Origin of the sequence: Flavivirga spongiicola, from assembly GCF_030540825.1 — a bacterium.
GTDB classification, from domain to species: domain Bacteria; phylum Bacteroidota; class Bacteroidia; order Flavobacteriales; family Flavobacteriaceae; genus Flavivirga; species Flavivirga spongiicola.
Map to the genome: position 1 here is coordinate 2,197,321 of NZ_JAUOEO010000001.1, position 26,260 is coordinate 2,223,580.

The following is a 26,260-nucleotide window of genomic DNA, read 5'->3' on the forward strand; positions in this document are numbered from 1 at the left end:
ATAAAGTATATCATGCATCCAAGTAATCACATTCAAAGCATCTTAAAAAAGTTTATTCTTAATAAATGCAACAAGCAAGAAATAGAAGAAGTCATTGCTTATATTCAAAGCCTCAAAGAATCTAGTCAGATACCTTCTGTAGAGGAGGTGTTAGAACTTCTTGATGAAAAACAGATAGTGGAGCTGGAGGTTGCAAACCGAATCCATGATGATATCCTAAAGATTTCAAAAAGACAAACCACAAAACCAACTAAAAAGAAAAATTATATTTGGCGCTATACAGCTGCTGCAATATTAGTAGGAATCCTAGCGACAAGCTATTTTTTTAGAGACAGCTTTTTTAATAATGATTTAGAAAGCTCAACTCCAATAATAGTAAATACTAACACCATAATACCTGGTACCGACAAAGCAACATTAACCTTAGAAGATGGTTCGGTAGTAGTATTAGAAAAAGGCAATACATTCAAAACTAAAAATGCTAGTAGTAATGGCGAAGAAATAGTTTATGAAGCAAGTAAAGATAAGTCAGTAGAAATAGCATATAACTATTTAACAATCCCAAGAGGAGGTCAATACCATGTAAAACTAGCAGATGGCACAGAAGTATGGCTTAATTCTGAAACACAATTAAAGTACCCTACATCTTTTATAGAAGGAGAAGAACGTAAAGTTGAACTCGTTTATGGTGAAGCATATTTTGATGTGTCTCATAGTATCAATCACAAAGGTTCAAAATTTAGAGTAATTAATAATGCCCAAGAAGTTGAAGTTTTAGGGACTGAATTTAATATAAAAGCTTATAAAGATGAGACCAGAATTTACACAACATTAGTGGAAGGCAAAGTGACTATAGATAATGGTATTTTAAAACAAAATTTAACTCCAAATCAACAGTCAAATTTGAATATTCTAAATAGTAGTATGACTATTGCTGTAGTTGATGTAGAAGGAGAAATTTCATGGAAAAGGGGCATTTTTAGCTTTAAAGGAAAACCATTAAAAGACATAATGAAAGTAATATCTAGATGGTACGATGTTGATGTAGTTTTTGTAAATAAGGATTTGGAATCGGTTAAATTCAAAGGTAATTTGAATAAAAACCAGAGTATTGAAAGAATTCTATCAATTATGCTGTCTAGTAAACTTGATAAATACGAAATAAAGAATAAAACGATATTATTAAAATAAATTATTAACATCTAAAACTATAGCCTATGAAATAAAAAGAACTATCAAAAAAAAAGAAGGATAAAGTTTAACCGGCAAAAGTTTAAAACTCTATCCCCTTGTATTATTATCAATTAATTAAATGTTTAACTAACTAATAACATACAAATTTATGAAAATTAAATCAAGTAATACTTGTTTTCTATATAGAAAGCAACTTTTAATGACCCTTATGAGAACATTCATTTTCTTATTTTGCGCGACGGTTTTTTCCTTAACACCAGAAAATGTAGTATCACAAAACTCTAAAATTAAAATAGAAAAAGATAAAACATTAACTGTTGATGAGGTTTTCGACTTAATCATGGATCAAACAGATTACAATTTTTTTTACGAAGAAGGTATATTTAAAGATTTCCCTAATGTACATGTAAAAAAAGGAGTTGTCAGAACCAATAAGTTACTTAAACGAAGCTTATTACAGGGTGATTTTGAAATCATAATAACTAATGATTATGATATTCTCATAAAGAAAAAAAATCTAAATGCTGTAAATATACAGCAAGGACACAAAGTTTCAGGTACTATAACGGATCAATCAGGCCAACCACTTGCAGGAGCGAACATTATCGAAAAAGGAACCTCAAATGGGGCACAAGCTGACTTTGATGGCAAATTTTCATTAATAGTAGCAGACCAGAATGCCGTACTTGTTATTTCTTACTTGGGATACACAACAAAAGAAGCAGTTGTTGGAAACCAAACCAATATTGATATTACTTTAGTTGAAGATGCCGCTAGTTTAGACGAAGTTGTAGTTGTAGGTTACGGTACACAGAAAAAATCTAGTTTAACAAGTTCAATAACATCGGTTGACGTAGAAAATATCCAAGGTCGTTCTACTGTTAATTTAACAGGAGCATTACAAGGTTCAACTCCAGGGTTATATCTCAGACAAGCTTCTGGACGTCCAGGAGCTGGCCCTGTTAATATTGATATTAGGGGGGCATCAAGAAGTACTTTTAGTAATATTGGAGCGCTAATACTTGTAGATGGAATTGCAACTGAATTCAATAATGTAAACCCAGAAGATGTTGCAAATATCTCTATTTTAAAGGATGCTGCCGCAGCTTCTATATATGGAGCAAGAGCTGCTGGAGGAGTTGTTTTAATTACAACTAAAAGAGGAAAAGAAGGAGGGCTCTCCATAAATTATAATGGACAAGCGGGGTTTCAATCTTCTCAGATATTAAACAACCTAGACTTCCTAAGTACAGCTGAGTATATGAGGTTTGCAAATACGGCACAACAAAATGATGCAACTGCTACGGGAGCTGCATATAATCCAGTTTGGAGTGATGCACAAATAGCTGATGCAGAATCGGGTACAGGTGGTTTTCCTAGATCTTCTGAATGGAGAGATTGGATTCCAAAATCTTTTTTTCAACAAAATCATAATGTTAATATCTCAGGAGGGTCTGAGCAACTTAAATATTATACTAGTGTAGGTTTCTTAGAGCAAGATGGGTTGATTCCTAATGATGAATTTCTAAGAAAATCAATACAAATAAATTTAGATTTTAAAGCTTCTGAAAAATTAGACCTTGGTTTAAATTTAAGTTATATAAAAGAGGATAGAAATGCTCCTTCGGCTAACGATTGGAATGGATATTATGACCTTTTACGTTCAGCTATTTTAACAGATCCGACAGTACCCTTTAGACATCCTAATGGAGAGTATAATCATAGTGCTTGGGCAGCAGCAGGAAACCCTGTGTATCTTTTAGAAAATTCAGGGACTAGGCAAGACGACAGAGATAAATTTAGAGCAAATATTGATATAAAATATAAAATATTAGATGGTTTAAATTTCAATGTTGCATTAGGAGGAGAATTAAATCATTCAGCCTTTAATAGACAACGTTTAAGAGTTCCTTTGTATAATGAGGATGGCAGCCTGCTTAGATTTGAAGGGACTACAAGTGTTGATGAGACCTTTTCAAAACAATTTCATTACAATACTTTAGTTAGTTTGGACTATACAAAAAGTTTTGGAGATCATAACCTTTATGGATTTATTGGATATACAACAGAAAAAAATCGCTATGATGAGCTTAACGGAAATGCGCGTAATTTTATCAACAATAACCTTAGAGAGATTAATGGTTCGGTAGGAAGTAATGAAGAGAAAAATGCTTCTGGTAGTGCTTCAGAGTGGGGTTTAAAATCTTATGTTGGAAGACTTAAATATAATTATAAAGAGAAATATTTTATAGAAGGAACGTTACGTAGAGATGGCTCTTCTAGAATCTCACCGGTAGAACGTTATGCTTATTTCCCTTCAGTATCGGGAGCTTGGGCCATAAGTAAGGAATCCTTTATGGATAATGTAGATTTCGTAAGCAATTTAAAATTAAGAGCCTCATGGGGTAAAGTAGGGAATCAAGGAGATAATTTATATCCTTTCACACAATTTTTAAATACACCTTCTGGTGTTACAGCTTTTGGGAATAGTCCAGTAACAGGAGCTTTTTTAGGAACGCCTGTAGATAACAGATTGAAATGGGAAGAAAAAACCAGTCGTAATTTAGGGTTAGACTTTGGGTTTTTAAACAATAGATTAACAGGGTCTTTTGATTACTTTTTTGATGAGACTAATGATATCTTAACACGTAATCCAGCACCAACAACTTTTGGACAATCATTTCCTCTAACTAATCTTTTTAGTATAGAAAATAGAGGATGGGAATTTGAGATAAACTGGCAAGAAACCAGAGGGGATTTTAGTTATAGTGTAGGATTCAATATTTCTGATGCTACAAATAAAGTTGTTGATTATGATAGAGGAGGTGCTATTCCAGGCTTAGATCCAAAATATAATGGGTTTGCAGGCAGCACTATAACTGCAAATGGTAGAGCTACTGGTGAATGGTATGGTTTATTAACAGACGGACTGTATGTTAGTCAAGCAGAAATTGATGCCGATGGTAATTTATATAATGCACGCCCTGGAGATATAAGGTTTATAGATGCCGATGGCGATGGTGATTTAGATGGTGATGATAGAAGACCTTTTGGTAAATCAAATGTACCACACCATATCTACGGATTTAACTTTTCTGTAAAATATAAAGCTTTTGATTTATCAGCTATATTTAATGGAGTTGGTTCACGGTGGCAGCCTAGACAAAATGGTGGTAATTATTTTTTAGGATATAGACCGGGACCAGCAATTTTAAGAAGCACAGCTCAAAATGCATTTTCTCTTGACAATCCTAATAAATGGGCAACATGGACACGACCAACCAATGATTTTGGGAGATTGTTTGGAGGATTGTGGCCTTTTGGTGGTGAAAGCCGTCATTGGAATTTACGAAACTATGCTTATTTAAGGCTAAAAAATTTACAAGTGGGTTATACCATTCCTAGTAAAACATTAGAATCAACAGGTATAGGTATTACAAAAGCTAGAATATATTTTACTGGTGAAAACCTGTTTACTATAGCCAATGGTTTTGACGATCCTATTGATCCAGAAGCAGATCAAATTTTTTCAACAGATTCACGAGCTTACTTAAGTAATCTTAGGAATTTAAGTTTAGGCCTTTCTATCTCCTTTTAATCATAAATAATTTATAGAATTATGAAAAAATATATATTTAGTATAGCAATAGTGATTTTGTTTTTTGCAAGTTGCGAAGATCCTACAGATGTGGCTAATTTAAATACATTAAGCCCTGATACATTTTTTAAATCACAAGGTGATTTCGAACTGTTTGTTAACTCAACTTACCAATGGAGTATCCCTACTAGTAGTGAAATAGATTTGGATTATGGAACTGATATTTCGATAAGAAATAAAGGAAATGAAGCTGGTTCAATTTTGAGTAATGGGAATATAAGTCCTACAAATACAGGTTTAACAAGTAGATATTTTGACTATAGCTCAATAAGACATGCTTACGAGTATTTTAATGCAGTGGCTGACTTTGATGGCTTACAGGCAGAAGTTAAGGCAAATTTAGACGGGCAAGTATATTATATGTTGGCATATCGTTATTTTGCTATGTTTAGAGCTTATGAAAATGTGCCATTAGTAACAAAAGTGTTATTGCCAGAAGAAGGAGATGTAGCCTCTTCGGATAAGGCACTAATATTAGCCGAAGCTCTCAAACATATAAATTCGGCAATAAGTAACTTGCCTTCGGAGCGTTCGGAAAGAGGTAGGTTAACTAAGTTGGCAGCTATGACCTTGAAAACAGATTTACTTTTATATACGGCATCTCGTTATAATGAATCTGGAGGAGCTACCTATGCTGAGGCATTGACAGCTGCCAATGCAGCCATTGCTGAAGCTGATTCACAAGGTTACGGTTTAGCTGAAAGCTATTCAGGACTGTTTACGGCAGGTCTTCAAGCTTCTACAGATGCTCAAAAAGAAATTATTTTAGAAAAAGTAAGATTAGATGAAACTTTTAGAAATAGTACAAGCTCTAGACGTTTTCGTTTAAAAAGTGAAGGTGGAGAAGGTACTATGCAAGGAGCTCAGGAATTAATAGATAAATATCCATGTACAGATGGGCTACCTATTAATTTGAGCCCTTTATATGATCCGCAACGCCCGTTTGCAAATAGAGATCCAAGACTTGCTTATTCATTTCTATACCCTGGATCAGTGATTTCTTATGTAGATGGTAGTAAACCAGATAGAATCTTTAATGGATTGGATGCTACTGCTGGTACAGATTATATTTTAGATAGTGATCTTGATGCCAATGTTTCAGGTTATTCATGTCAAAAGTATTGGGATAAGGAAGGGCATGGATTATTTGATGGATATGCTAGCTTTATTGTATACAGGTACGCAGATTTATTATTAATGGCAGCAGAAGCAGAAAATGAAGCTACAGGACCAAGCGCTGCAGTTTATAATAGGATTTCTGAAATACGAGGTCGTACAGATGTGACTTTACCTCCAGTTAGTGCAGCTACGCACCCTTCTCAATCTAATGTAAGAGATTTAATTCGTGATGAACGTGCTGTAGAGTTTTGTTTTGAAGGTAAACGGTATTGGGATTTAAGAAGATGGGCACTAGCTGAAACGGTATTGAACATGGATCAAAAATCTCTAAATATTAAATCGTTTAACCCAGATGGGACATTTAATTCTTTTGTAGATCAGATATTTGTTAGAACCGATATCTCAAACCCAGCAACGGAAGCATTATTCCCTATTCCTAGTGGTGCTGCAGGAGGTGTTACATTTGGAACATTTGTTTTTGACACTAAAGAATATGTTTGGCCAATATCGCAAGGAGCTATAGATGTATCTGAAGTATTAGAACAACATCCGTTATGGAATTAAATTTTGTAAATAAATATAGCAGTTGAATTAGTTTTAGTTTTGAATTTAAAAGATGGGTTAGAATTATTTAACCCATCTTTTTTATTTTTTTTAGAGTTAAAAAATGTATGCTAAAGGAATAAGTTAGTATGGGTGAAATTTCTCTTTTAAACTTAATTCGATGCAATATGAAGATGTTTATAGATTAAAATACAGTTCAGATATTTTTAAAAGTAAAAATATTGGGTTTTAGAAATAATTTATAGCATAATAAAAAATAAAAAAATGAAATTAAAACACGCTCTGCTGTTATTATTTACGATAAGTATATTGAACAACTGCAGAAATCCAGAAGTAGCAGAAAATAAAAAAGAAAGCCCTGTAGACGGGAAGTGGGCCTATCAAATGGTAGACCCTTCAATAGACGATCCAGAAAAGCCCTGGTCATATTCACCAAAGCCGACTTTGGTAATAGGGACACCATTTTCTCCTAGCCCAGTACAAGTCACTTACGATGGGGCTATTTATACAGGAGAGGCAGAACTTGCTTTTTTCTATGGAGAAACTTTGAACCCAATAACCGCACGCCAAAGAACCTTTTTTAAAGGCTGGATTCCAATTGTTCAAAATAGCTGGCAAGATGACGGCCTATTATATGAAACAGAAATTTTCGGAACTAATGTTAAGGGTTTAGAAAAAACAAACTCATTACAATTTGCAAAAGTAACGGTTACCAACATTTCCGATCAATCAAAAGAAGCGACCGTAGCAGCAGCATCACGAACATCAGGATTAGACCATCGCTATAGAGGAGCAGTAGCCTGTCCGCCAGACACCAAGTATGTTATGAACGACAATGTCTTTACAAGAGATGGTCAATTAATTTATAATTACGAAAAGGGCGAAACCCTTTATGCAGTTCCAGATAAAACTTACCGAGCACCGTTTACCGCAGCAGATTATCAAATTACCCAAAGAGCAGAAGTTGGAGTAACAAAGTACAATGCAACATTGAAATCTGGAGAAAAAGCAGCATGGGTATTTAAAATGCCTCGTGTTCCCGTACCCGTAAAAAACACAACCGCTATAACAGCAATTAAAAATGCCGATTACAATGCATATCGCAAGGAAACAATAAGTTTTTGGGAAGGTCTGGTTGAGAAGAAAGTGACGTTTAGCATCCCCGAAGAAAGAGTTGATCATGCCTATCGGGCAGCAATGGTACACCTTATATTAGCCACAAGAGAGGAAGAAGGTAGAAAACGTCAAGGAAGTGGACTGCCATACGACGGATTGTTTCTTAACGACTATTCAGATATGCGTTTGGCTTACGATGTACTAGGTCTTTATGATTATGTGAATGTAAATACGCCTTGGCTTATAGAGCAACAAACAGAAAGCGGCATGTTTATAGACAAAAGTTTGAGCCACGGACAAGAAATATTGGCCTCTCATGGACAAGCGCTTTTCAGTATGGCACACCATTATACAATGAGTCAGGATAAAGCATATATAAAAGCAGCATACCCCTCAATAAAAAAAGGAGTAGAATGGATCGAGAACGAACATAAGACACATGAGAATGGACTGCTACGTACCTCCACTCCTTATGACAATGAAATGATAAAAGGGTATTATACCAGTCATAACCTATGGGGGATTTTAGGGCTAAGAAGTGCAATTAATGTAGCACGATCTTTAAACAAGCAAGAAGATGTTGCTAATTGGGCAGCATTGCACGAAACCTATCTCACAGCAATAAAAAAAGCTGTTAAAACCAGTACAAAAGAAGGTCATTATTTACCACCCGGATTATATGACTATATGATAGGCGAAGACGCCAGAGCTGGATTTAAGGAATATAGAACCAACCAAGATTGGGAAAATATGCTTTTGTTATATCCAACAGAACTTTTAGAAACCAAAGACCCCATAGTAATGGGGACCCTGGAGACCATTCGCAAAAGCAAATATAGAGAAGGGGTTATGACCTATAGAAACGGTATGCATTTACATCAGTATATAACCTATAATCAAGCACAACAATATATGGCAGCAGGTTATTATAAACGTGCACTCACAGATTTTTATCATATTATGTTGCACAATGGATCAGTACATGAAGGTTTTGAAAATCTGGTAGACCCGTGGGAAGATCGTGATCCAGACCCATCACCATCACCCCATGCATGGGCAGCAGCGAAAACAGTTGTTTTTACAAGAAATATGCTTGTACGTGAATACGGAGGTCAAGCTGGGCTTGACCCTAAAGAGCGTAATCTTTATTTATTTTCGTTGCTATCGCCAGAATGGGCAAAAGAAGGACAGTACGTTGAAATTAAAAACGCTGTAACCGAAATGGGAGATATTTCAGCAAAAATAGATTTCAACAGCACAGGAGCAGAAATAGTAGTCCAATCAAATTTTCATCAATTCCCACAATACATAGCTATTCCGACACCCTATTTTAAAACATTTGAGAGTTTTGAAAGCAATGCCAAAAATTATTTTGAGAAAGATGGTATGCTCTATTTTAGTTCGGAAGTGAGTCAAATTACTATAAAATGGAAAGACAAAAACCTTGAAGAAGAATACAATTACCAAGACATATTAAAGGCATATAGGTCAGAGCCAAATATACAATGGAAGGGATATGATGGTTTGGGAAGCCCTAAGCCAGCTATGCAGTTAATGGATGGTGAAGCAGGAGAATTAATAGCTATTGAAGGAGAAGAAGGCTATTTATTAGATGATGAGAAAAACTATCCGGCAGAACATTTAAGTTTCAAACTAGTAGAAAAAACATTTAAAAAAGAATATAAAAGAAGATTTGAAGAGTACCTCAAAGCTGGTGAAAAAGCGATTGATGTAACTCCTCTAAAAATATTGACTCCAGAAGAGCGAAAACAATTGTTTGAAAAGAAGAAGTAATGGTATTTTGAGTGGTTTTATCCATTTATCTGTTTTTTATAAGAAAAACCAAGATATAAATAAGAGAGAAATCTTTTTAAGAGATTTCGTTTTTTAAAAAGTTTTATCGGACACTACTGATTATCAAATTAATTATCGCTTTTACAAAATCAGTAACCGCGAAGACCAAGGATTTACTTTATGATAACCATTGACTAATACAGGTGAATTTTTAGATAAATAAGCAATACTATTTTATATTTAAATTTACCGTAATAAAACGCCCTTTTTTTCCTTCTATTTCAAAAGAAAAACATGTGCTCAGCTTGACTGGGTAGAAACCGTAACGAAGGCTATGATTTGTTTTTATTATTCATATAAAGAAAAGAATCATCATTTTCTTTAAGGACAAATTCAAATATAAAAAGGTATAGCCTATGGCGATAAAGTTACGATTAGTTTAAAACCTAGAGAAATGAACATTTTGGATTTTAATTAAAGTAAGAACGTAATAATTATTTCAGTGCAAAACCCAAAACACTTTAAAGTAAACTGTCCCTTATATGGGAATTAACTAATTGTCATAATAATTAAAGGTAGAGTTTGGTAAAGTATTAAGTTTCCCCTATTTCAGTTTTATAAAACTGTGTATTTACCAATGTTTTAACTGAGTAGTGCAATGGGGAGATTTTCAATAGATGCTCAAACCTTTATGATCTATACTACTCCATATAACTTTTAGAACAGAGAAGAGTGCTTTCAAAACTCCATATAACTGCACTACACTATACTTATACCCAAATTGGTATAATAAGTAGAGCAAGTGGAACGACTTTTAAAATCAAGCCTCACAGTGATGTGAGGCTTTTTCTTTTTTAAAGGTTTTAGCATAGGTTAAACAAATTATCTTTTTATTTACCACCTCTATTTTTGTTTCAACTTTAATTTAACAACTTGATATTAAAATTATTAGTTAATATTTGTCAAGAAACACCAGCGTTTTTAATATTTCCATTTGTTAATTGGTGTTATTTGTGTTTCCTTTGATCGGTTTTAAAATATGAGCAAGAATAAATCTTCTGCTTAATCAACCGAGTGAGGGTTTTCCACAGGAAAATCGGACGCAAAAAAAGAGTACTATCCTTTGATTAAGCACTTAATTTTTTTTGAACTTTATTGGCTTTAGATTTAACTTCAAACTGATTACTTGTATTCTTTTTTCCTCCGGCTTTTAATGCTTTGTCTCCAGCAAAGAGGGTTTTGTGATCATCCCCTAAATCCGAACCTGCCATGCGTTGATGTTTTACACAAGAAACGCCTTTGCGAATTTCTTGTCTCTGAACATCTCTTACATAAGCCAACATGCCTTCTTCTCCAAAATATCCTTCAGTTAAATCATTCATATGAAGTGCTGTAGTATGATAAGTTGGTAGCGTAATTAAATGATGGAAAATCCCAGCATCTCTTGCACCATCTATTTGGAACTTTCTAATATTCGCATCAGCACGATAGCATAATTCCGAATCATCATATTGTACGTCCATTAAATTATTTCTATCATAAGCTGTCATGTTTTCACCTTCCGAAAGCATTTCTTCATATGCCTGATTACGGAAATTTAATGTCCAGTTAAAAGATGGTGAATTATTGTAAACCAATTTAGCATTAGGAACAACTTCTTTAATTCTGTTTACCATATGAGCAATTTGCTTAACATTTGGCGTTGGAGTTTCTATCCATAGTAAGTCGGCACCATTCTGAAGACTTGTAATACAATCTAACACAACTCTATCTATGTTTGAACCCTTTTTAAATTTATATAAACCATTAGCTAATCTTACGGGACGTACTAATTTACCATCTCTTTTCAGAAGTACATCATCTTCTTTGGCATCGTTAATCATTATTTCTTCTGCTTCTACAAAAGCTAAATATTTAGAAGCTAAATCTCCAGGCTCTTGACTAACTGGTAATTTTTGGGTTAAACCAGCACCTTCAGAATCTGTTCTTGCAACTATAATTCCGTCATCAATTCCTAACTCTAAAAACGCATATCTAATAGCATTTAATTTAGCAATAAAATCTTCATGAGGTACAGTCACTTTTCCATCTTGATGCCCACATTGTTTGGCATCAGAAACTTGGTTTTCAATTTGAATAGCACAAGCGCCAGCTTCAATCATTTTTTTTGTTAGTAAGTAGGTCGCTTCTTCATTTCCAAAACCTGCATCAATATCAGCAATAATAGGGACAATGTGTGTTTCGTAGTTGTCAATTTGATCTTGCACGTCTTCCCCATTTTCAAGTCTTTTAAATAAATCATTTAGCTCTATAGCATCTGCTTGACGTAAGAAATCATAAATTTCTTTTATTAATGACGGAACAGCCGTTTTTTCGTGCATGGATTGATCTGGCAAAGGCCCAAATTCTGAACGTAATGCAGCCACCATCCATCCAGACAGATACAAGTACTTTTTGTTAGTAGTTTTATAATGTTTTTTAACAGCTATCATTTTTTGCTGCGCCACAAAACCATGCCAGCAACCCATAGATTGAGTGTATTTAGATGAATCTGTATCATACTCTGCCATATCTTTTCTCATAAGAGCGGCTGTATGTTTAGCGATATCTAAACCTGTTTTAAAGCGATTCTGAACAACCATTCTAGCTGCGCTTTCAGGATGTATTGCATTCCAAGTTTCTCCGTACTTTTTTTTAAGGTTTTTTACAGTTTGTAATGCAGAACGATAATTTGTTTGTGGTAAATTTTTCATAATTTTGTTATAAGTTATTTATTATTAATAATTAGATCCTGTTGATTGTTACCGCAATCGCAGGATTGTTTTTTTATATGTATTGATAGGCAGGAAGTGTTAAAAACTCTTCAAACTCTTCTGATTGAACTAGTTTATCAAAAAGTGCTATAGCTACTTCAAATTTTGTTTTTTTGATAGCAACTTCTCCATGCTCTTTTATGATTTTTTCAACTTCATCATCAAAAAACTCAGTGTAGAGTTCAAGGTTAAACTTTCTACCATCTTCTAGTGTTGCTTCGTTTTTTAACCATTGCCATACTTGCGTTCTTGATATTTCGGCAGTTGCTGCATCTTCCATTAAATTATAGAGAGCTACAGCTCCATGACCTCTTAACCAAGCTTCTGTATATAGAATTCCAACGTTAATATTTTTTCTTACACCTTCTTCTGTAACCGTCCCTTTTGGAATTTCAACCAGATCTTGTTCCGTAATACTAATATCATCTTTAGTGACATTTAGTTGGTTTGGTGTTGGCATGTGTTTATTGAATTCTGCCATGGCTACAGCAACTAATGCTGGATGCGCTACCCATGTCCCGTCATGACCATTTTTAACTTCACGTTCTTTATCCATTCGTACTTTTTCTAAAGCAGCAGCATTGGCTTTTTCATTATTTTTAATAGGAATTTGAGCAGCCATTCCACCCATGGCGTGGACACCTCGTTTATGACAGCGTTGTATTACCAACTTAGAGTACGCGTCCATAAAAGGAGTAGTCATGGTTACTTGATCTCTATTGGGTACTATAAAATGGAGATGATTTCTGAATTTTTTGATGTATGAGAAAATATAATCCCAGCGACCACAGTTTAAACCAGCCATATGATCTTTAAGCTCATAGATGATTTCGTCTAGTTGAAAGCTCGCGGTAATGGTTTCAATTAATACCGTTGCTTTAAATGTACCTATAGGAATTTCTAAATATTCTTGAGCAAAATTAAACACCTCATTCCACCAGCGCGCTTCTGTATAATGTTCTAATTTTGGGAGATAAAAGTAAGGTGCTGTGCCATTTTTTAACAAGGTTTTTGTATTGTGAAATACATAGAGGCCAAAATCAACTAAACTACCAGAAGCTTCTTCATTGTTAATTATAATATGTCTTTCATTTAGATGTAAACCTCTTGGGCGAATCATTAAAACAGCTGTTTTTTCATTTAACTGGTATGACTTACTGCGCTTTGCATCAAAAAGAGAGATCGTCTTCTCATTAGCATCTATTAGATTTTTCTGACCTTCAATTGTGTTTTCCCAAGTAGGTGCATTGCTATCTTCAAAATCTGCCATAAATGTTTTTGCTCCAGAGTTAAGCGCGTTGATTACCATTTTTCTGTCGACAGGCCCAGTAATTTCAACACGTCTATCTTGCAAATCGTGAGGAATGGGCGCTGCCACCCAATCACGTTCTCTTATATCTTTTGTTTCTTTCGGAAATTCAGGGAATTTACCTTGATCAAAAATGGCTTGTTGCTCTTTTCTTTTATTAAGTAATTGCAATCTTTTATCATTGAAGTTTTCATGCAACTTGCTAATAAAAGCAAGAGCATCACCTGTTAAGACTTCAGGAAAATAGTTGTTCATGCCTCTTTCAAATTGAACTTTTGACTGTTTTGTCAGTATATTTTGCATCGGTTTATAGAATTTGTTTGAACAATGATAGAATTTTTTTTCTTAAAAAACAAGCGAACGTTCGCTAAAACGATAAAGTTCACATAAATTAGTTTATTCGCAAATTATGTTATCTTTGAAAGCAATTATGGAAGAAGATTATATTAAATTAATTTTTGGGTTAAAACTTAAGCAATTAAGAACCGCAAAAGGCTTGTCATTGTTTGGCTTGTCAAAACTCACAGGTTTATCGAAATCGTATCTTAACGAAATTGAAAAAGGGAAAAAATATCCAAAGCCAGATAAAATTGTCATCCTTTCTGAAAAGTTAGACGTACCCTACGACCATATAGTTTCTTTAAAATTAGATAATAACCTCGCGCCTATAGGTGAAATTTTGCGATCAAATATATTAAAGGAAATTCCGTTAGAGATCTTTGGGATTAAGGAAAGCAATTTAATTGATATTGTAGCGAATGCTCCGGCAAAAGTCAATGCCTTTATAAGTACGATTATAGAAATAGCAAAACATTATAGCTTTGGTAAAGAGAGTTTTTATCTGGCATCGTTGCGTTCGTTCCAAGAAGCCAATAACAACTATTTTGATGGCGTTGAACAGAGTGTCCTGAAATTTGCCACAACCTATCAGATAGACCTGAATAGGCCTATTTTATCTAAAGAATTGGAAGATATTTTAATTGAAGAATATGGATATATTATTAAAGAAAGTGAATTAGGTAAATATGAGGCTTTAGAAAATTTGCGTTCTGTTTTTGTACCTAAAACCAAAACACTATTGCTTGCTGATGGTATAGACGAAAGGCAACGCTCGTTTATTTATTCTAAAGAAATTGCGTATAATTTTTTAGAAATTACGGATAGATTATATACTTTTCCGTGGATAAAATTTGAGAGCTTTGATCATGTACTTAATAATTTATATGCTTCATATTTTGCAGGAGCGCTAATCATTCCTAAAAAGGAATTGATATTGCAATTAGAGACTGTTTTTGAGAAAGAAACTTTTGACGAAGTCTTATTTCTTAAAATGTTTGAAGCTTTTAATGCTTCACCAGAATCATTCTATCAGCGTTTAACCAATATCTTACCTAAAGCATTTAATATTCAGAATTTATTTTTTTTAAGATTTACGCATAAGGCAGATAGCGAAAAATATCATTTAAAAAAGGAACTTCATATATCACATCAACATTCACCTCGCGCCTATGAAACCAATGAGCATTATTGTAGACGTTGGGTGTCTTTAAAAGTTTTAAAAGATATTAACAAAAGTAAAAAGACTCATGAATTTGATATTCAAATTTCTAATTATGTAGGTGATGATACAAAGTATTTAGTATTATCATCTGCGACTAAAGATCCTTTTAAAGACAATCAATATAGAAGCATTAGTATTGGGTTGCTGATTAATAAACAATTGGAACGCAAATTAAAATTTTTAGATGATAAAGCTATTAAAACACAAGAGGTGGGAGTAACTTGCGAGCGTTGTGCTATTAAAGACTGCAAGGTTAGGCAAGCTCCAGCAATTATTTTAGACAAAGTAGCTAAAAACAAAAAGATAGAAATAATTGTTGAAGAATTAAATACTAAGTTCGGCTAAAATTTTTAATTTGAAGGTTCGCTGCAACGCTTGGTTACTTTGTCATTTTTAAAATACAGAAATGATGTATTCAAAACTCTCTATTGCTCCAATGACGTTTTATATTACCATATTTTATGTTAAAACAAGTGAGGTCATGCATAAGAGGCTGTCTAAAAAGTGTCATTCTGAATATTACCGAGAAACAAAATATATTTTGTTTAGAAGGTAGCAGCGAAGCTGTGAAGAATCTCTTTAAAACATAATATGTTGATTTATAAAATGATAAGATTCTTCACTATGTTCTGAATGACAAAACATATTACTTTTTAGACAGCCTCTTTATTTAAAATGTTTTGGACGAGAAGCCTGTATCGAGCATAATCGAGATGAGTTCAAGTGGGATCACTAGTAAAATCAAGACTTCACGGAGTTTTTATTCTTTGAAGCTTTTTTATTTAACTCGCTGTTTAAAACCAGCCTCCATATTTTTTCTCCCGGAATCGTATAGAATATCTATATCGATCTGCTTTTACTTCTCTTTAGTTACTGTTGCACTGATCTTTAGGGGGCTTTTTATTTGCGCGCGTTTACGGTGATAAAACAAACCATAAATGCTAAAATTGTCAGGTAATTTGTTACTGTTTTTATTCGTCCAAACTATTTAATGATCATTATTTTTTAATGAATATTGATTCTGGCACTTCACCAGTCCAAGAAAGTGGAATGTTTTTTATTCCAAATAAATGGGCTATGGTTGTTGCTGTATTCACTGAATTATTTGGCTCTGTAAGTTTTCCTTTTTGTATCCCCGGACCTGTAATTGCCCATGGCACTTCTAATTCCTGCTTGGTTTTGCCTCCATGTCCTCTTTTTGGATCTCCTCCATGATCAGTGAAGAACATGAAATGTGTATCACCATAAAGTTTTTCTTTTTTCAATTTTTTTATAAATGCTCCTATATGCACATCTACCTCTTCTATTGAAGCGATATATTCTGGTGACATCCACCCGTGGTTATGTCCCGCATGGTCGGTATGTACTGAATATAAAAAGACTAAAGTAGGATAGTCTTTATTAGTCTTAATGAAATTAAAAGCTTGACCATAATTTTTTAGATATTCATCATTATCTTCAAAACTAACTTCATCAAAATAACGTGGATTCATTGAATTAATTAATTCTGCCCAATTATAATAAAATGCTGTTTTTATGGTTGGAACTTCTTCTTTTAATAATTTAAAGATTGAAGGATAATAACCATCTTTATCTTTTTCAATTGCTGGTAATACTATTTTATCTTTTTGCCAACTGTTACTTAAAACGCCATGTTGCTCTGGTCCACTGCCTGTTAAATGTGAAGTCCAATTTGGCAAGGTTACCGAAGGCATTACATTACGCGTGGTTAGTGATAAAACGCCATCCTCCATAAGTTTATCTAAGTTTGGGGTTTTTGCTGTATTATAACCATCTACACTTATACCATCTAAACCAAGGATAACAACGCGTTTAGATATAGGTTCCTCTTTTTGATTTTTATCACTACAACTTGCTAGCAATGATAAACAAAACAACAGTAAAACATAACTTGTACTTTTCATAATTTTTCTCATTTTTATTATTTTTTAAAATCAGCGTCTAACAAACAAGATGATAAGTGCACTTAAAGCACACATAGATGCAGTCACTAAAAACACAATATTTTCTTGCCCGGTAAGATCCGCCATATATCCAATAAACGGTTCTCCTGCACCAGCAAATCCATAAGCAAAAGTGTTCATCACTCCAACGCCTGTACCTGATCGTTTAACACCTAATAAATCAGGACTTAAAGGCCAGTAACATGATTGTGGGCCATATACTAAAAAACCTGCTAAAAACATAAGTACTAATCCACCAACCATATTTTCTTTTGGAACAATGTATACCATTAAAATCACTAAAGCTGCCAAGCTCATAGAAAGCGCTATAGGTTTTGAGCGGTTGGACTTAAACACCCTATCGGACAATTGCCCAAAGAAAATAGTGCCTAATGCCATTCCAATTGGGAGTGCCAATGCTATCCATAAATTTGAAGACCCTTTTATTGATGTTCCTAAATAATATAGAGGAACCCATACCAAAAGCCCATATCTCGCGGTATTCTGAAAACCAATAGAAACACAAGCCAAAATAAATTTCTTGTTTTTCAAAACTTTACCATAACGTTGTAACGATGTTTCCTTTTCTTCAGATTTTACTTCTTGAGTTGCTTTATCTTCCTCTAAAGGTAGATACCCTAAATCTTCAGGTTTGTTTCGTACAACATAATAAAAAACGGCACAGCCTATAAGTAACAATAAAACAGGCCATCGAAACAACCACCTCCAGTCTAATTCATAAATATCGAGCATCACGATCGATAATAAATAAATTAGAATTGAAGAACAACCTGCTGCAAATAGATAAAAGCCAAAGGCTTTTCCTCTTTCTTTTCCTCCCCACCAATTAGACACTAAACGACTTCCCGGAGCCCAGCCCAAAGACTGGCTAAAGCCATTTAAAGCCCAAAACAAAACGATCATCCAATAGGCAGTCGCAAAACTTGTTGCCCAATTCATTAAAACAGAAAGCAAGCCGCCAATAACCATCATACGCCTCGCTCCATATTTATCAGCCAAATTTCCGTTAATGAATTGCCCTATTCCGTATGCCCATAGCATTGCTGCTCCTGCCCATCCTATATGCTGTTTGGTGACGTTAAATTCTAATCCTATACCTTGAATTGCCCAACCAAAATTTTGTCTTCCTGTATAATAAAACAGGTAACAAAACATAACAGCAAAAAGCATTTTCCATTGAGATCTTCTAAAATCGGAAGCTGAAACGTTTATATCACTCATACATTAAGGTTTAACCGATACTCGCATCCATTTTTGCTTCTGGGCTTCATGAACCGCTGCTCCTATGTCTTCTAATTTATAAGGAGGACTTACCAGTTTTTCAAAAGGAAATACCCCTTGATTGCGTTCCAGAAATGCAACAGATTCATCTAAATGCCATGGTGCATAATTATGAACCCCTTTAATGTGGATGCATTTTCTAATAATTTGTTCTGCCGTAATGCCTAAATCGGAATCAGGGTGAACTAATCCAACAAGAATATAATCACCTCCTGGTCTTAATAATTGTAAGCCTTGAGGGACTAATTGTTTTATACCAGCTACTTCAAAAACAGCATCGACACCGTCGTTAGTGGCATCTAAAATGGATTGGATAGCATTGTCGTTTTTAGCGTCTACTGGAATAGCTCCAAAGTCTTTTATCATTTGAAAACGACTCTCGTTAACTTCTAAACAATAGATTTGAGATACCCCCATTTCTTTAAGAAGGCCACAAGCATACACGCCTAACAATCCACCGCCTTGTACTACAGCCCTTTTAGGCTTTGCTGTCGTTTGTAAAACCGCATTTACCATGGTTGCCAAAGCACAATTGGCAGGAGCTACTGCTGCATGACTTACAGTATCTGGAACTTTAACCATATGGGTCCCTTTTCTAATAAGAATATGTGTCGCGTAACACCCATTCAAACCAGAACCATTATGAATAGAGGCATGACCATATTTAAAAAGTTCATCACATTTTTCAGGAAGTCCGTACTCTGTGCATGAAGGGCATTTACCACAACTATTAGCAATTGTCCAAGTTACACGATCTCCGATAGCGAATCCTTCTCTAGAATTGATATCAATAATTTCACCTACTGCTTCATGACCTAAAACACAAGGGGTGTCTTCCTTTCTCTTTCCCTCGATGGTGTGAAGATCCGATCCGCAAATGGTAGATAAAATAATTTTTACCAAAGCTTCACCTGACTTTAAATCTGATTGGAATTCTTTGTTTTCAAGTTGAAAGGGTTTCCCTGTTTTTTCAAAGATTTGAAATTGGGTTTGCACTACGATTTGATTTGACATCTTATGGTTTGATTTGAAAATAAACTTATTTTTAATTATCTTATAGAATACTATTCCAATGTTTCACCAGCACATTGTTCTTGATTTAAAACTGGATTGTAGCGTGCTATAACTCCATTAGGCATTTTAATTTTATAATCGGTACCTAGAGATTTATCTTCCTCATAATAATCTGTACTAATAAATTGTGCTCCAGAACTAAGAGCGGCTTTAAACCTTGTATAATCTCCTTTTCTAGCTTCTTTGGTATCTTCATCTGCTCTGGTGCGAACCATGTAGCCAGCTTTCACTAATGCCTTTATAGTATCCTGGTCTCTAATGGGGTAATTACGTATAATAAATGCCGCTTGTGGTGTTCCAGGAGGTGCCGCTACAAACATAACCCGTCCTTTAAGGGATGGGTGCCCTTTCAGATAAGCCTCCATTTTCTCACCTCCTTCATCTAGAACGAACATTACTTTACCTCTGGCATCTTCTAATTTTGGCCAATTATGAGATCTTACAGCTTCTTCGAGCGTGTTATAATTACCTCGTACATCATCAGGTTTTATAATTCTGTCTTTTGGAAATACAGATAATATTTCCGAATCCAAAGCATTAAAAGCCTCGGTAGTAAATGGCAATAATTTTGTAAACCCCGGTTTGTCTATGTTGTCACTTTTTGCATTAGAGGTGATACAAATAGGGACATGCTCTGGATGTGAGTCTGACCAATCTTTAATTTCTTGTAAACAGTCTATAAACCGTAAACAATTGGACCTAAAATCGATATCTGGTACGTGTATTGCCTTGAACCCTGGTTTTTCTAGCTTCTTGTGTTTATCATAAGGCTGTGTAGCAATTCCTTTTTGCTTTAATAGTTCTAAACCTAAAGGTTTTGCATATCGCCCTCCTTTGGGATCATAGACAATGTCGATCTCCAAATTTCTAAGGTTATAATTTTCTAATTGCTCTGTAAAAGAAAGGTGACCGTATTGTAAGCCTTCGAAAGATTGTGAAGTTTCTTGTTCAATCAATTTCAATAAAGCTGGCTCAATTTTTTGTTTGAAACTGTTATGACTTCCTATGACTTGAATATTATTAATTCGCAGCGGTGCTTTAACCTCTTTCTTAGCTACTTGTTTACAATTGCTAATAATAATTGAAAATAATAATAAGGTTATTATTTTAGTACTATTTCGTTTCATTTTTTATGATATAACTATATTAATGCTTTAACTTATTCCACAACGTACCAGGTAAAACCACTGGCAGGTAGTTTAACCTCAACTTCTATGCTATAATCCCTGGCAAGTTCCACTTGTTTGGAAGCTCCTTCTTTTTCTCTAATATTTGCAACATCTGTCAAGCCTGTATGATATAGAGGGATCTTCATTTTTTTGATGATCGTTTTGTCGCTCGGATTAAAGAACATCACAAAGCCTTTTTCTTTTAGATCGGGATTTACATGTAAAAAACCATCGATGTCTTTTCCATCGGCTCTTTTAATACCCACTATGGGTGAGTTAAGAATGTTCCGGTATTTTTTGTACCACTCTACTACATTGATTACTAATGTTTTGGTACGGTCGGTATCGTACAGTCTTGCGCCTCGATAACATGCTTGCACGCCCATACCGTAATTTTGCACCATGTGTGCTTCGTAGGCATCCAAGTGGTCGTTCAATGGCTCAATAGTAGCTGCCGCCCCACCGCCGTGGTATTGTGTCAAGGGTACAAAAGTCCAGCTCATACTTGGTAATCTGTCTCTGGTGCCATCCAGCATATTTTGTCGTCCGATGATTAGCTGGCGTTCCCTTGGTAAAGACCAATTGACTTCTCTGTAGCCGATTCCGTTTTTAGTAGAGCCACTTAAATAATACCAATCAGGGATGTTTAACGACACGCCATTTTCATTGCACCACTTGTAAAAATCCGTAATCCGTTTCCATGACTTCCATTGTGAATCTTCTAAACCTTCGTGAGCTACGTGTTTGGTTGAAGCACAATATTGCCCGGGATATGAGCCGTCATGCTCCAGTAGATCAAACCCAGTTTCTTTAAAGAAATATTTTACTTTTTTAAAGTAATCGATACCCCACTCGCTGTTTAGACAGGGTGCACTTCCGTGAATAGTGCCTCCTCTTTTTCCTGTTTCGGGGTTAATCACATCAACTTCTTCGCTTATCCATCTACTAGATAATAAGGAATAACCTCCTAACTCTATGCCTTTTCCATGGGCATAATCTGCTAAGGCTTTAAATTTAGCTATGTTTTTTGGCGAATGATCTTCCATATTCAATCCACTACCAAAACTTAAAATGACCATTTCGTAGCCTGTTTCTAGGCATTGATCTATAGCGCTTTTTACAATTTCTTCTTTTGTAGATGTTAGATGCAGAAACAATGGGTTTTCTGTGACCCACGGCGCCAATACTTTGTACATTCTATTGGTAGATAGTCCTTTACGCTGGCGGTCGTCACTGTCAAAAGGAAGCTCCCATATCCTGAAAGACTCAAAATTACTGCCTTGTTTTATCAATTCGTTTGGTCCAACCGGAAGCTTACATTCGAGTAAACAAGGCGTATTAAGCAAGTAATTTGCTTGCGAGGTATATCTTTTGTCAAACTCCCAGTGTACCACTTTATTGGCATTTTTCATGGACATAGAATGGAATTCGTAATCGCTTTCTACATGTATGTTTGGTAACTCCCAGTTTTTCTGTTTTTCTACAGCGCTTTCTGCTTCTACCACAGCCAGGATCTCACTTTTAAAAGTGTTGAGTCTAACATCTTTGTTACCATTATTCTGGATGGTAAACCATTTGCTGATTAAAGGGATACCGTCATAAATGTTATAATGCACTTCAACTTTAAGGTTATCGAATTTTGGGTGCGAATAAACGAAGGTTAAACTTTTCCCTTTTAACGGTTCTTTCTTAGCTAAAGCCCAACGTCTGTTTTTCCAGTTGATGCGTTCTTTGATTTCTCCTACTGAAAAACTTTGTACTTGAAAGGCTCCTTCGGGACTCCACATTTTGTCTAGCCACTCTTTTTTAAGGTAGGCGTATTCTATTTGTCCTTCCAACCCTCCTACAGCATACTCTTCACCATCTAAGGTAATCGTAGCTTCTGGTCGGGTACCTCTCAGTAAAGCTTCTCCGGTTATCAGATTTGTGTAATCTACTGTAGCGCAATTGGGTGTTAACCTGAATGTTCGACTCAGCAAACCATTGGAAAGCACGATTTCTTTTGGATTATCCCCTTGAAAAACACCCGATTTTATGGCGATATTATGGACTAGCCAATCTTTGTTTGTTCCTTCTATTTGTTCCTTAGTGCTCTTAGGAAGGGCTTCAATCAAAGGTTTGATATTACCTGAAAAATGACCATCAGCCTTTTGTTGTTGGTTGAGGTAATTGGCATACACCAATTGTGGCCTGTATCCTTTATAAAATAATTTGGCACCTGCCCAAACTGCATGATCTCCCGAAACACCATCACCAGCGTCTTCTACAATGAGTTCTAAAATTTTGATGCCTTTTACATCAAGCGATACGGGAATAGCAGCTTTTCCTCCAGTTGCTTTTTTACTTTTCCAGAGAGTTTTACCATCACCTTTTATTACAAAACGAACACTTCCTTTTCCGATGGATTCCTGATTGGTGCCTATGCCTACGAATTGCTTTTCTTCATATTTATTGAATTTATAAAAAAGCTTGCTACCGTCATTTTGCACATTAAAATTTAAGTCTTCTTCTATTTTTTGCGGATCTTGAATGCCTACATGGGTTGTAAATTCTTCTGACTTTCCATCCAAAAAGACATAGATTCTGCTTCGGGACATGGTGCCGATGCCTTTCTTAAACCGTACTCCCTTTATATAAATTTTTTCTCCATTGATGGCTTTGTTCGATTGAGGCGTCCAGAAAGGTTGTTCTACCCTAGAAAGATCCAGGGTAGAAATCAATACTTCGTCTCTATTGTTTTCTTGTGCTCTTGATTTTGCTAACGTAAGTAATAGACATGTGATGGTAGCTATTCTTATGATTTTCATATAATTTATTAACGTTTTTTGTTTGAATTAGATGATGGGTTCACATTGTTTTTCTTTTCTATACTTATTATAACCTCCAAAATATCACCAATTTTTAAAGTGGTTTCATTAAATGCCAATTCGTAACGATTTTTCTTTTTATCGACTGAGGTTAATATATTCTGCCCATTTAATTTAAGCTTGACCTCTCCTTTTTTATCGCTATCTGAATGTAACGTGATCTTAGATAAGTTTAAAGCCCCATATTTTATATCCAATATATTTACTTGTTCATTATTGTCTTTTCTTTTTTGAGAAAAACGCCCCCATCCTTCTGCTGTTGAGAAAAACGACTTGTGGTTTTCTGGCTTCCACTTTGGGTTGAACTCAATAGATTGTTCGGGTCCATTGTATTCAAAACCTTGAGCCGCTAATAATACTGACCAAATCGATAAAGCTCTACCATAAAATTGTCCGCATTCGTCATCACCAAATGGATTGCCGCTAAAGCCAAAATTTCCCCAGACTCCTATATAGCCTGTTCGTAGTTTACCATCATACCTGTTATAACCAGAACGAAGAATTGTTAATGCGTCCTGAATTTTATTGTATTTTAAAAGAGAGGCTCCTATGGTATATTCAAAAGTTGTCCATACTTCACTAGAGTACCCAGAAGCGTATTTTGGCCTGTCGTTATTGGGCCATGTGGTAGCTATCATACCTGCTTCTTCTGGCAATGCAAACGTTCTGTGCCCTTGGTTATGCTTCTTTAAGTTACTTTTAAAATTGTATTTTAAAACAGCTTCAGTGGCCGATTTGATTTTATAATTTGGATACAGACTGCCCAATCCCAATTGGTCTGCCCACCATTGCCCTAGTAGTTGGTCTGAGTGACAACCATCATTATAATCTGTGGCATGTTTTTCACCTTTTACCTGTATAAAATATTCACCATTCCATAATTTTTCATCTTGACGTTTAGCTGATTTTTCAGCAATGCTTCCCCACTCTTTTGCCTGTTCTATATCGTTCATGGCTATTGCCATTTTTTCACTGGCTTTAAGAGCCGCTAAATACAATGATGAAAGAAACGATGGGTTTCCTGTCATAGAAGCATCATAAGTTGTATGTTTCGGTTTATCTGATAACCAGCCATCTTTATCAGTATCATGAGTATTAATAGTATAGTTCATGGCTTTTTTGATGGCTGGGTACTGACTTTTTAACCAAATACTATTCGGTGACAGCAGGTACTCTCTATAAGCCCCTAAAATATCCCCACATTGCCCATCGAAAGCAGGAGTTCCTGCCGGTAATCTGTATGGAATTTGGCCGTTTTCTTTTATGGCATTAAAAGTTTGATTCCTAATGGTTCTTCCTAATTCCGGAAACAAGCGTGCATGAGATTGTGCATAATGCCATACGTGGTTACAATTACCCGCACATGAGCCATCTACTCCGCCAGTGCCTTCCCACATACCGACAAAACCATTTTTATCATGGAAAAAGGTGCGGCTTTTTAATATACCCAACTGGTTGCCAATGCGCTCTGTCAACCAATGCGGTAAATTGGTACTGTAAAATGTATTACTAAAAGATCTTGAGTTTTGGGTTAGGTTTTTATAGTTGCTTCTTACATAGGCAGTAAGCTCTTTTATATGCTTCCAATGAGAGGCATATTGATTTCCATCACCCTCCCAATTACCTTTACCCCAGCCATCCCATTTATCCATAAACCCTCCATTTTTGCCATTGGGGAAATACCATAGCAAAGCCATATTAACGACCTTTTTTTCACCTGCTTGCATGACAAAAGATGTATTTAATGCGCCTGTCCAAGTATTACCGTCTTTACTTATATTTGTTTGATCTTTACCATTTATGCTCCCTTTCTTAGAAAAACTATCGTACAAGCTTTTTTCGTTGGTCCAACTGGCTATGCCTTCCGCATTTTTATCTTCAAATAGCATTAGTGCCATTTGTCCAAAGTGCTCGTCATTAGTATCTTCATTACCTTCCATATATAGAATCTTAGTTCCATTTTCGGTAGCTACGCTATTTCTGTTTCCTTCATAAAAACGGGATGTATTACCCACCACATTTTTTTGGTCTTTAGATGCTTTAAAATTATATGCAAATCCGTTTTCGGTATGTTTTATGGGTATTTTCGAATAGCCTATGGCGTTTTGCTGGGAAGACAGTAAGCTTATTTCAAGCTCGCTATCTGTTGGATTTTTGATGGTAAATTGATAAAAAACAGCAGGGATTCCCGAATCTTTTAAATTTGTTGGGATAAATGGATTGTACACCTCCATACTCACTTTGACAGCAATATCATCTTGAAAATTATACTTTAGAAAAGGGAATTCGGACGTTGCTTCCAAGGCGTCCATGCCTTTGAATGGGCCTACATCTTCAGTTTGAAGTGCCCTGACTTTTATATCATTTTGATTTTTAACCCGAATAGCAAAAAAACTATTGGGAATAAAGCCATGCCCCATGTTATTGAAAATCTGCCAGTATCGGGGTACAGCATTCCCATCATATTGAATACAACCTGTCCCTATACCGCCTACTGGAAATTGGATAGCCCCCAAATGATCACCCTTATAAACTGTATTTTGTCCTCTACTTAAAAGCCCCGGTTCGTTAGAAAGCTTGTAATAATCTGCCAACAATTCATCTTTGTTTTCAATAGATTGCTCGGTAACTTCTTTCGATTCTAACTCTCGGGCTACTTGTGAAAAACCCACGGAACTGCCTAATAACATTATCACAAATACTATTAATCTCTTCATTCTATACAAACCCTAATAATTCTATTTTAAACACTTTAA

At 35.2% G+C, this 26,260-nt stretch carries 13 protein-coding genes; 5 read left to right on the forward strand and 8 right to left on the reverse strand.

Annotated elements, in window-relative coordinates:
• Positions 1-12 precede the first annotated feature (12 nt).
• The 4 genes from Q4Q47_RS08790 to Q4Q47_RS08805 all read left to right on the forward strand — a co-directional run bounded on the left by Q4Q47_RS08790 (position 13) and on the right by Q4Q47_RS08805 (position 9,445).
• Complete coding sequence (locus tag Q4Q47_RS08790) at positions 13-1,191, forward strand: FecR family protein (protein ID WP_303306287.1); 1,179 nt, start codon at positions 13-15, stop codon at positions 1,189-1,191.
• Between the two features lie 211 nt (positions 1,192-1,402).
• On the forward strand, positions 1,403-4,792 hold the full coding sequence (locus Q4Q47_RS08795) for a SusC/RagA family TonB-linked outer membrane protein (protein WP_303306288.1): 3,390 nt from the start codon (positions 1,403-1,405) through the stop codon (positions 4,790-4,792).
• 21 nt (positions 4,793-4,813) lie between these two features.
• The gene (locus tag Q4Q47_RS08800; RefSeq protein WP_303306289.1) at positions 4,814-6,535 is read left to right on the forward strand and encodes a RagB/SusD family nutrient uptake outer membrane protein; all 1,722 of its coding nucleotides are present in this window, start codon (positions 4,814-4,816) and stop codon (positions 6,533-6,535) included.
• A 264-nt stretch (positions 6,536-6,799) separates the two neighbouring features.
• Positions 6,800-9,445: a hypothetical protein gene (locus tag Q4Q47_RS08805; RefSeq protein ID WP_303306290.1), complete on the forward strand. Its 2,646-nt coding sequence runs from the start codon at positions 6,800-6,802 to the stop codon at positions 9,443-9,445.
• A gap of 1,127 nt (positions 9,446-10,572) precedes the next feature.
• Here Q4Q47_RS08805 and Q4Q47_RS08810 read toward each other — a convergent pair.
• Positions 10,573-12,198 carry an isocitrate lyase gene (locus tag Q4Q47_RS08810; RefSeq protein WP_303306291.1) on the reverse strand — a complete coding sequence of 542 codons (1,626 nt, stop codon included), beginning with the start codon at positions 12,196-12,198 and terminating at the stop codon, positions 10,573-10,575.
• Positions 12,199-12,271: 73 nt separating this feature from the next.
• On the reverse strand, positions 12,272-13,870 hold the full coding sequence (gene aceB / locus Q4Q47_RS08815) for a malate synthase A (protein WP_303306292.1): 1,599 nt from the start codon (positions 13,868-13,870) through the stop codon (positions 12,272-12,274).
• Between the two features lie 127 nt (positions 13,871-13,997).
• Between aceB and Q4Q47_RS08820 the strand changes: the two genes are divergently transcribed.
• A complete protein-coding gene (locus tag Q4Q47_RS08820; RefSeq protein WP_303308451.1) occupies positions 13,998-15,473 on the forward strand; it encodes a helix-turn-helix domain-containing protein in 1,476 nt (491 codons plus the stop codon).
• 653 nt (positions 15,474-16,126) lie between these two features.
• On the opposite strand, the gene Q4Q47_RS08825 is transcribed toward Q4Q47_RS08820, so the two are convergent.
• Genes Q4Q47_RS08825 through Q4Q47_RS08850 form a run of 6 tightly spaced genes read right to left on the reverse strand, consistent with a single transcriptional unit; the run spans position 16,127 to position 26,221 of the window.
• The gene (locus Q4Q47_RS08825; RefSeq protein WP_303306293.1) at positions 16,127-17,065 is read right to left on the reverse strand and encodes an alkaline phosphatase family protein; all 939 of its coding nucleotides are present in this window, start codon (positions 17,063-17,065) and stop codon (positions 16,127-16,129) included.
• A gap of 18 nt (positions 17,066-17,083) precedes the next feature.
• Positions 17,084-18,334 (reverse strand): MFS transporter, encoded by a 1,251-nt coding sequence (locus Q4Q47_RS08830; protein ID WP_303306294.1) that lies wholly within the window; start codon positions 18,332-18,334, stop codon positions 17,084-17,086.
• 3 nt (positions 18,335-18,337) lie between these two features.
• The gene (locus Q4Q47_RS08835) at positions 18,338-19,408 is read right to left on the reverse strand and encodes a zinc-binding dehydrogenase (RefSeq protein WP_303306295.1); all 1,071 of its coding nucleotides are present in this window, start codon (positions 19,406-19,408) and stop codon (positions 18,338-18,340) included.
• A gap of 50 nt (positions 19,409-19,458) precedes the next feature.
• Positions 19,459-20,595 carry a phosphatidylinositol-specific phospholipase C1-like protein gene (locus Q4Q47_RS08840; RefSeq protein WP_303306296.1) on the reverse strand — a complete coding sequence of 379 codons (1,137 nt, stop codon included), beginning with the start codon at positions 20,593-20,595 and terminating at the stop codon, positions 19,459-19,461.
• A gap of 32 nt (positions 20,596-20,627) precedes the next feature.
• Positions 20,628-23,444, reverse strand: a complete 2,817-nt coding sequence (locus Q4Q47_RS08845; RefSeq protein ID WP_303306297.1) for an NPCBM/NEW2 domain-containing protein — start codon at positions 23,442-23,444, stop codon at positions 20,628-20,630.
• 8 nt (positions 23,445-23,452) lie between these two features.
• On the reverse strand, positions 23,453-26,221 hold the full coding sequence (locus tag Q4Q47_RS08850) for a GH116 family glycosyl-hydrolase (RefSeq protein ID WP_303306298.1): 2,769 nt from the start codon (positions 26,219-26,221) through the stop codon (positions 23,453-23,455).
• Between the last annotated feature and the right edge of the window lie 39 nt (positions 26,222-26,260).

What these genes read in the sequence shown, in the direction of transcription:
- Q4Q47_RS08790 (WP_303306287.1), top strand. Translation starts at nt 13, where the DNA reads ATGCATCCAAGTAATCACATTCAAAGCATCTTAAAAAAGTTTATTCTT.
- Q4Q47_RS08795 (WP_303306288.1), top strand. Translation starts at nt 1,403, where the DNA reads ATGAGAACATTCATTTTCTTATTTTGCGCGACGGTTTTTTCCTTAACA.
- Q4Q47_RS08800 (WP_303306289.1), top strand. Translation starts at nt 4,814, where the DNA reads ATGAAAAAATATATATTTAGTATAGCAATAGTGATTTTGTTTTTTGCA.
- Q4Q47_RS08805 (WP_303306290.1), top strand. Translation starts at nt 6,800, where the DNA reads ATGAAATTAAAACACGCTCTGCTGTTATTATTTACGATAAGTATATTG.
- Q4Q47_RS08810 (WP_303306291.1), bottom strand. Translation starts at nt 12,198, where the DNA reads ATGAAAAATTTACCACAAACAAATTATCGTTCTGCATTACAAACTGTA.
- aceB (WP_303306292.1), bottom strand. Translation starts at nt 13,870, where the DNA reads ATGCAAAATATACTGACAAAACAGTCAAAAGTTCAATTTGAAAGAGGC.
- Q4Q47_RS08820 (WP_303308451.1), top strand. Translation starts at nt 13,998, where the DNA reads ATGGAAGAAGATTATATTAAATTAATTTTTGGGTTAAAACTTAAGCAA.
- Q4Q47_RS08825 (WP_303306293.1), bottom strand. Translation starts at nt 17,065, where the DNA reads ATGAGAAAAATTATGAAAAGTACAAGTTATGTTTTACTGTTGTTTTGT.
- Q4Q47_RS08830 (WP_303306294.1), bottom strand. Translation starts at nt 18,334, where the DNA reads ATGAGTGATATAAACGTTTCAGCTTCCGATTTTAGAAGATCTCAATGG.
- Q4Q47_RS08835 (WP_303306295.1), bottom strand. Translation starts at nt 19,408, where the DNA reads ATGTCAAATCAAATCGTAGTGCAAACCCAATTTCAAATCTTTGAAAAA.
- Q4Q47_RS08840 (WP_303306296.1), bottom strand. Translation starts at nt 20,595, where the DNA reads ATGAAACGAAATAGTACTAAAATAATAACCTTATTATTATTTTCAATT.
- Q4Q47_RS08845 (WP_303306297.1), bottom strand. Translation starts at nt 23,444, where the DNA reads ATGAAAATCATAAGAATAGCTACCATCACATGTCTATTACTTACGTTA.
- Q4Q47_RS08850 (WP_303306298.1), bottom strand. Translation starts at nt 26,221, where the DNA reads ATGAAGAGATTAATAGTATTTGTGATAATGTTATTAGGCAGTTCCGTG.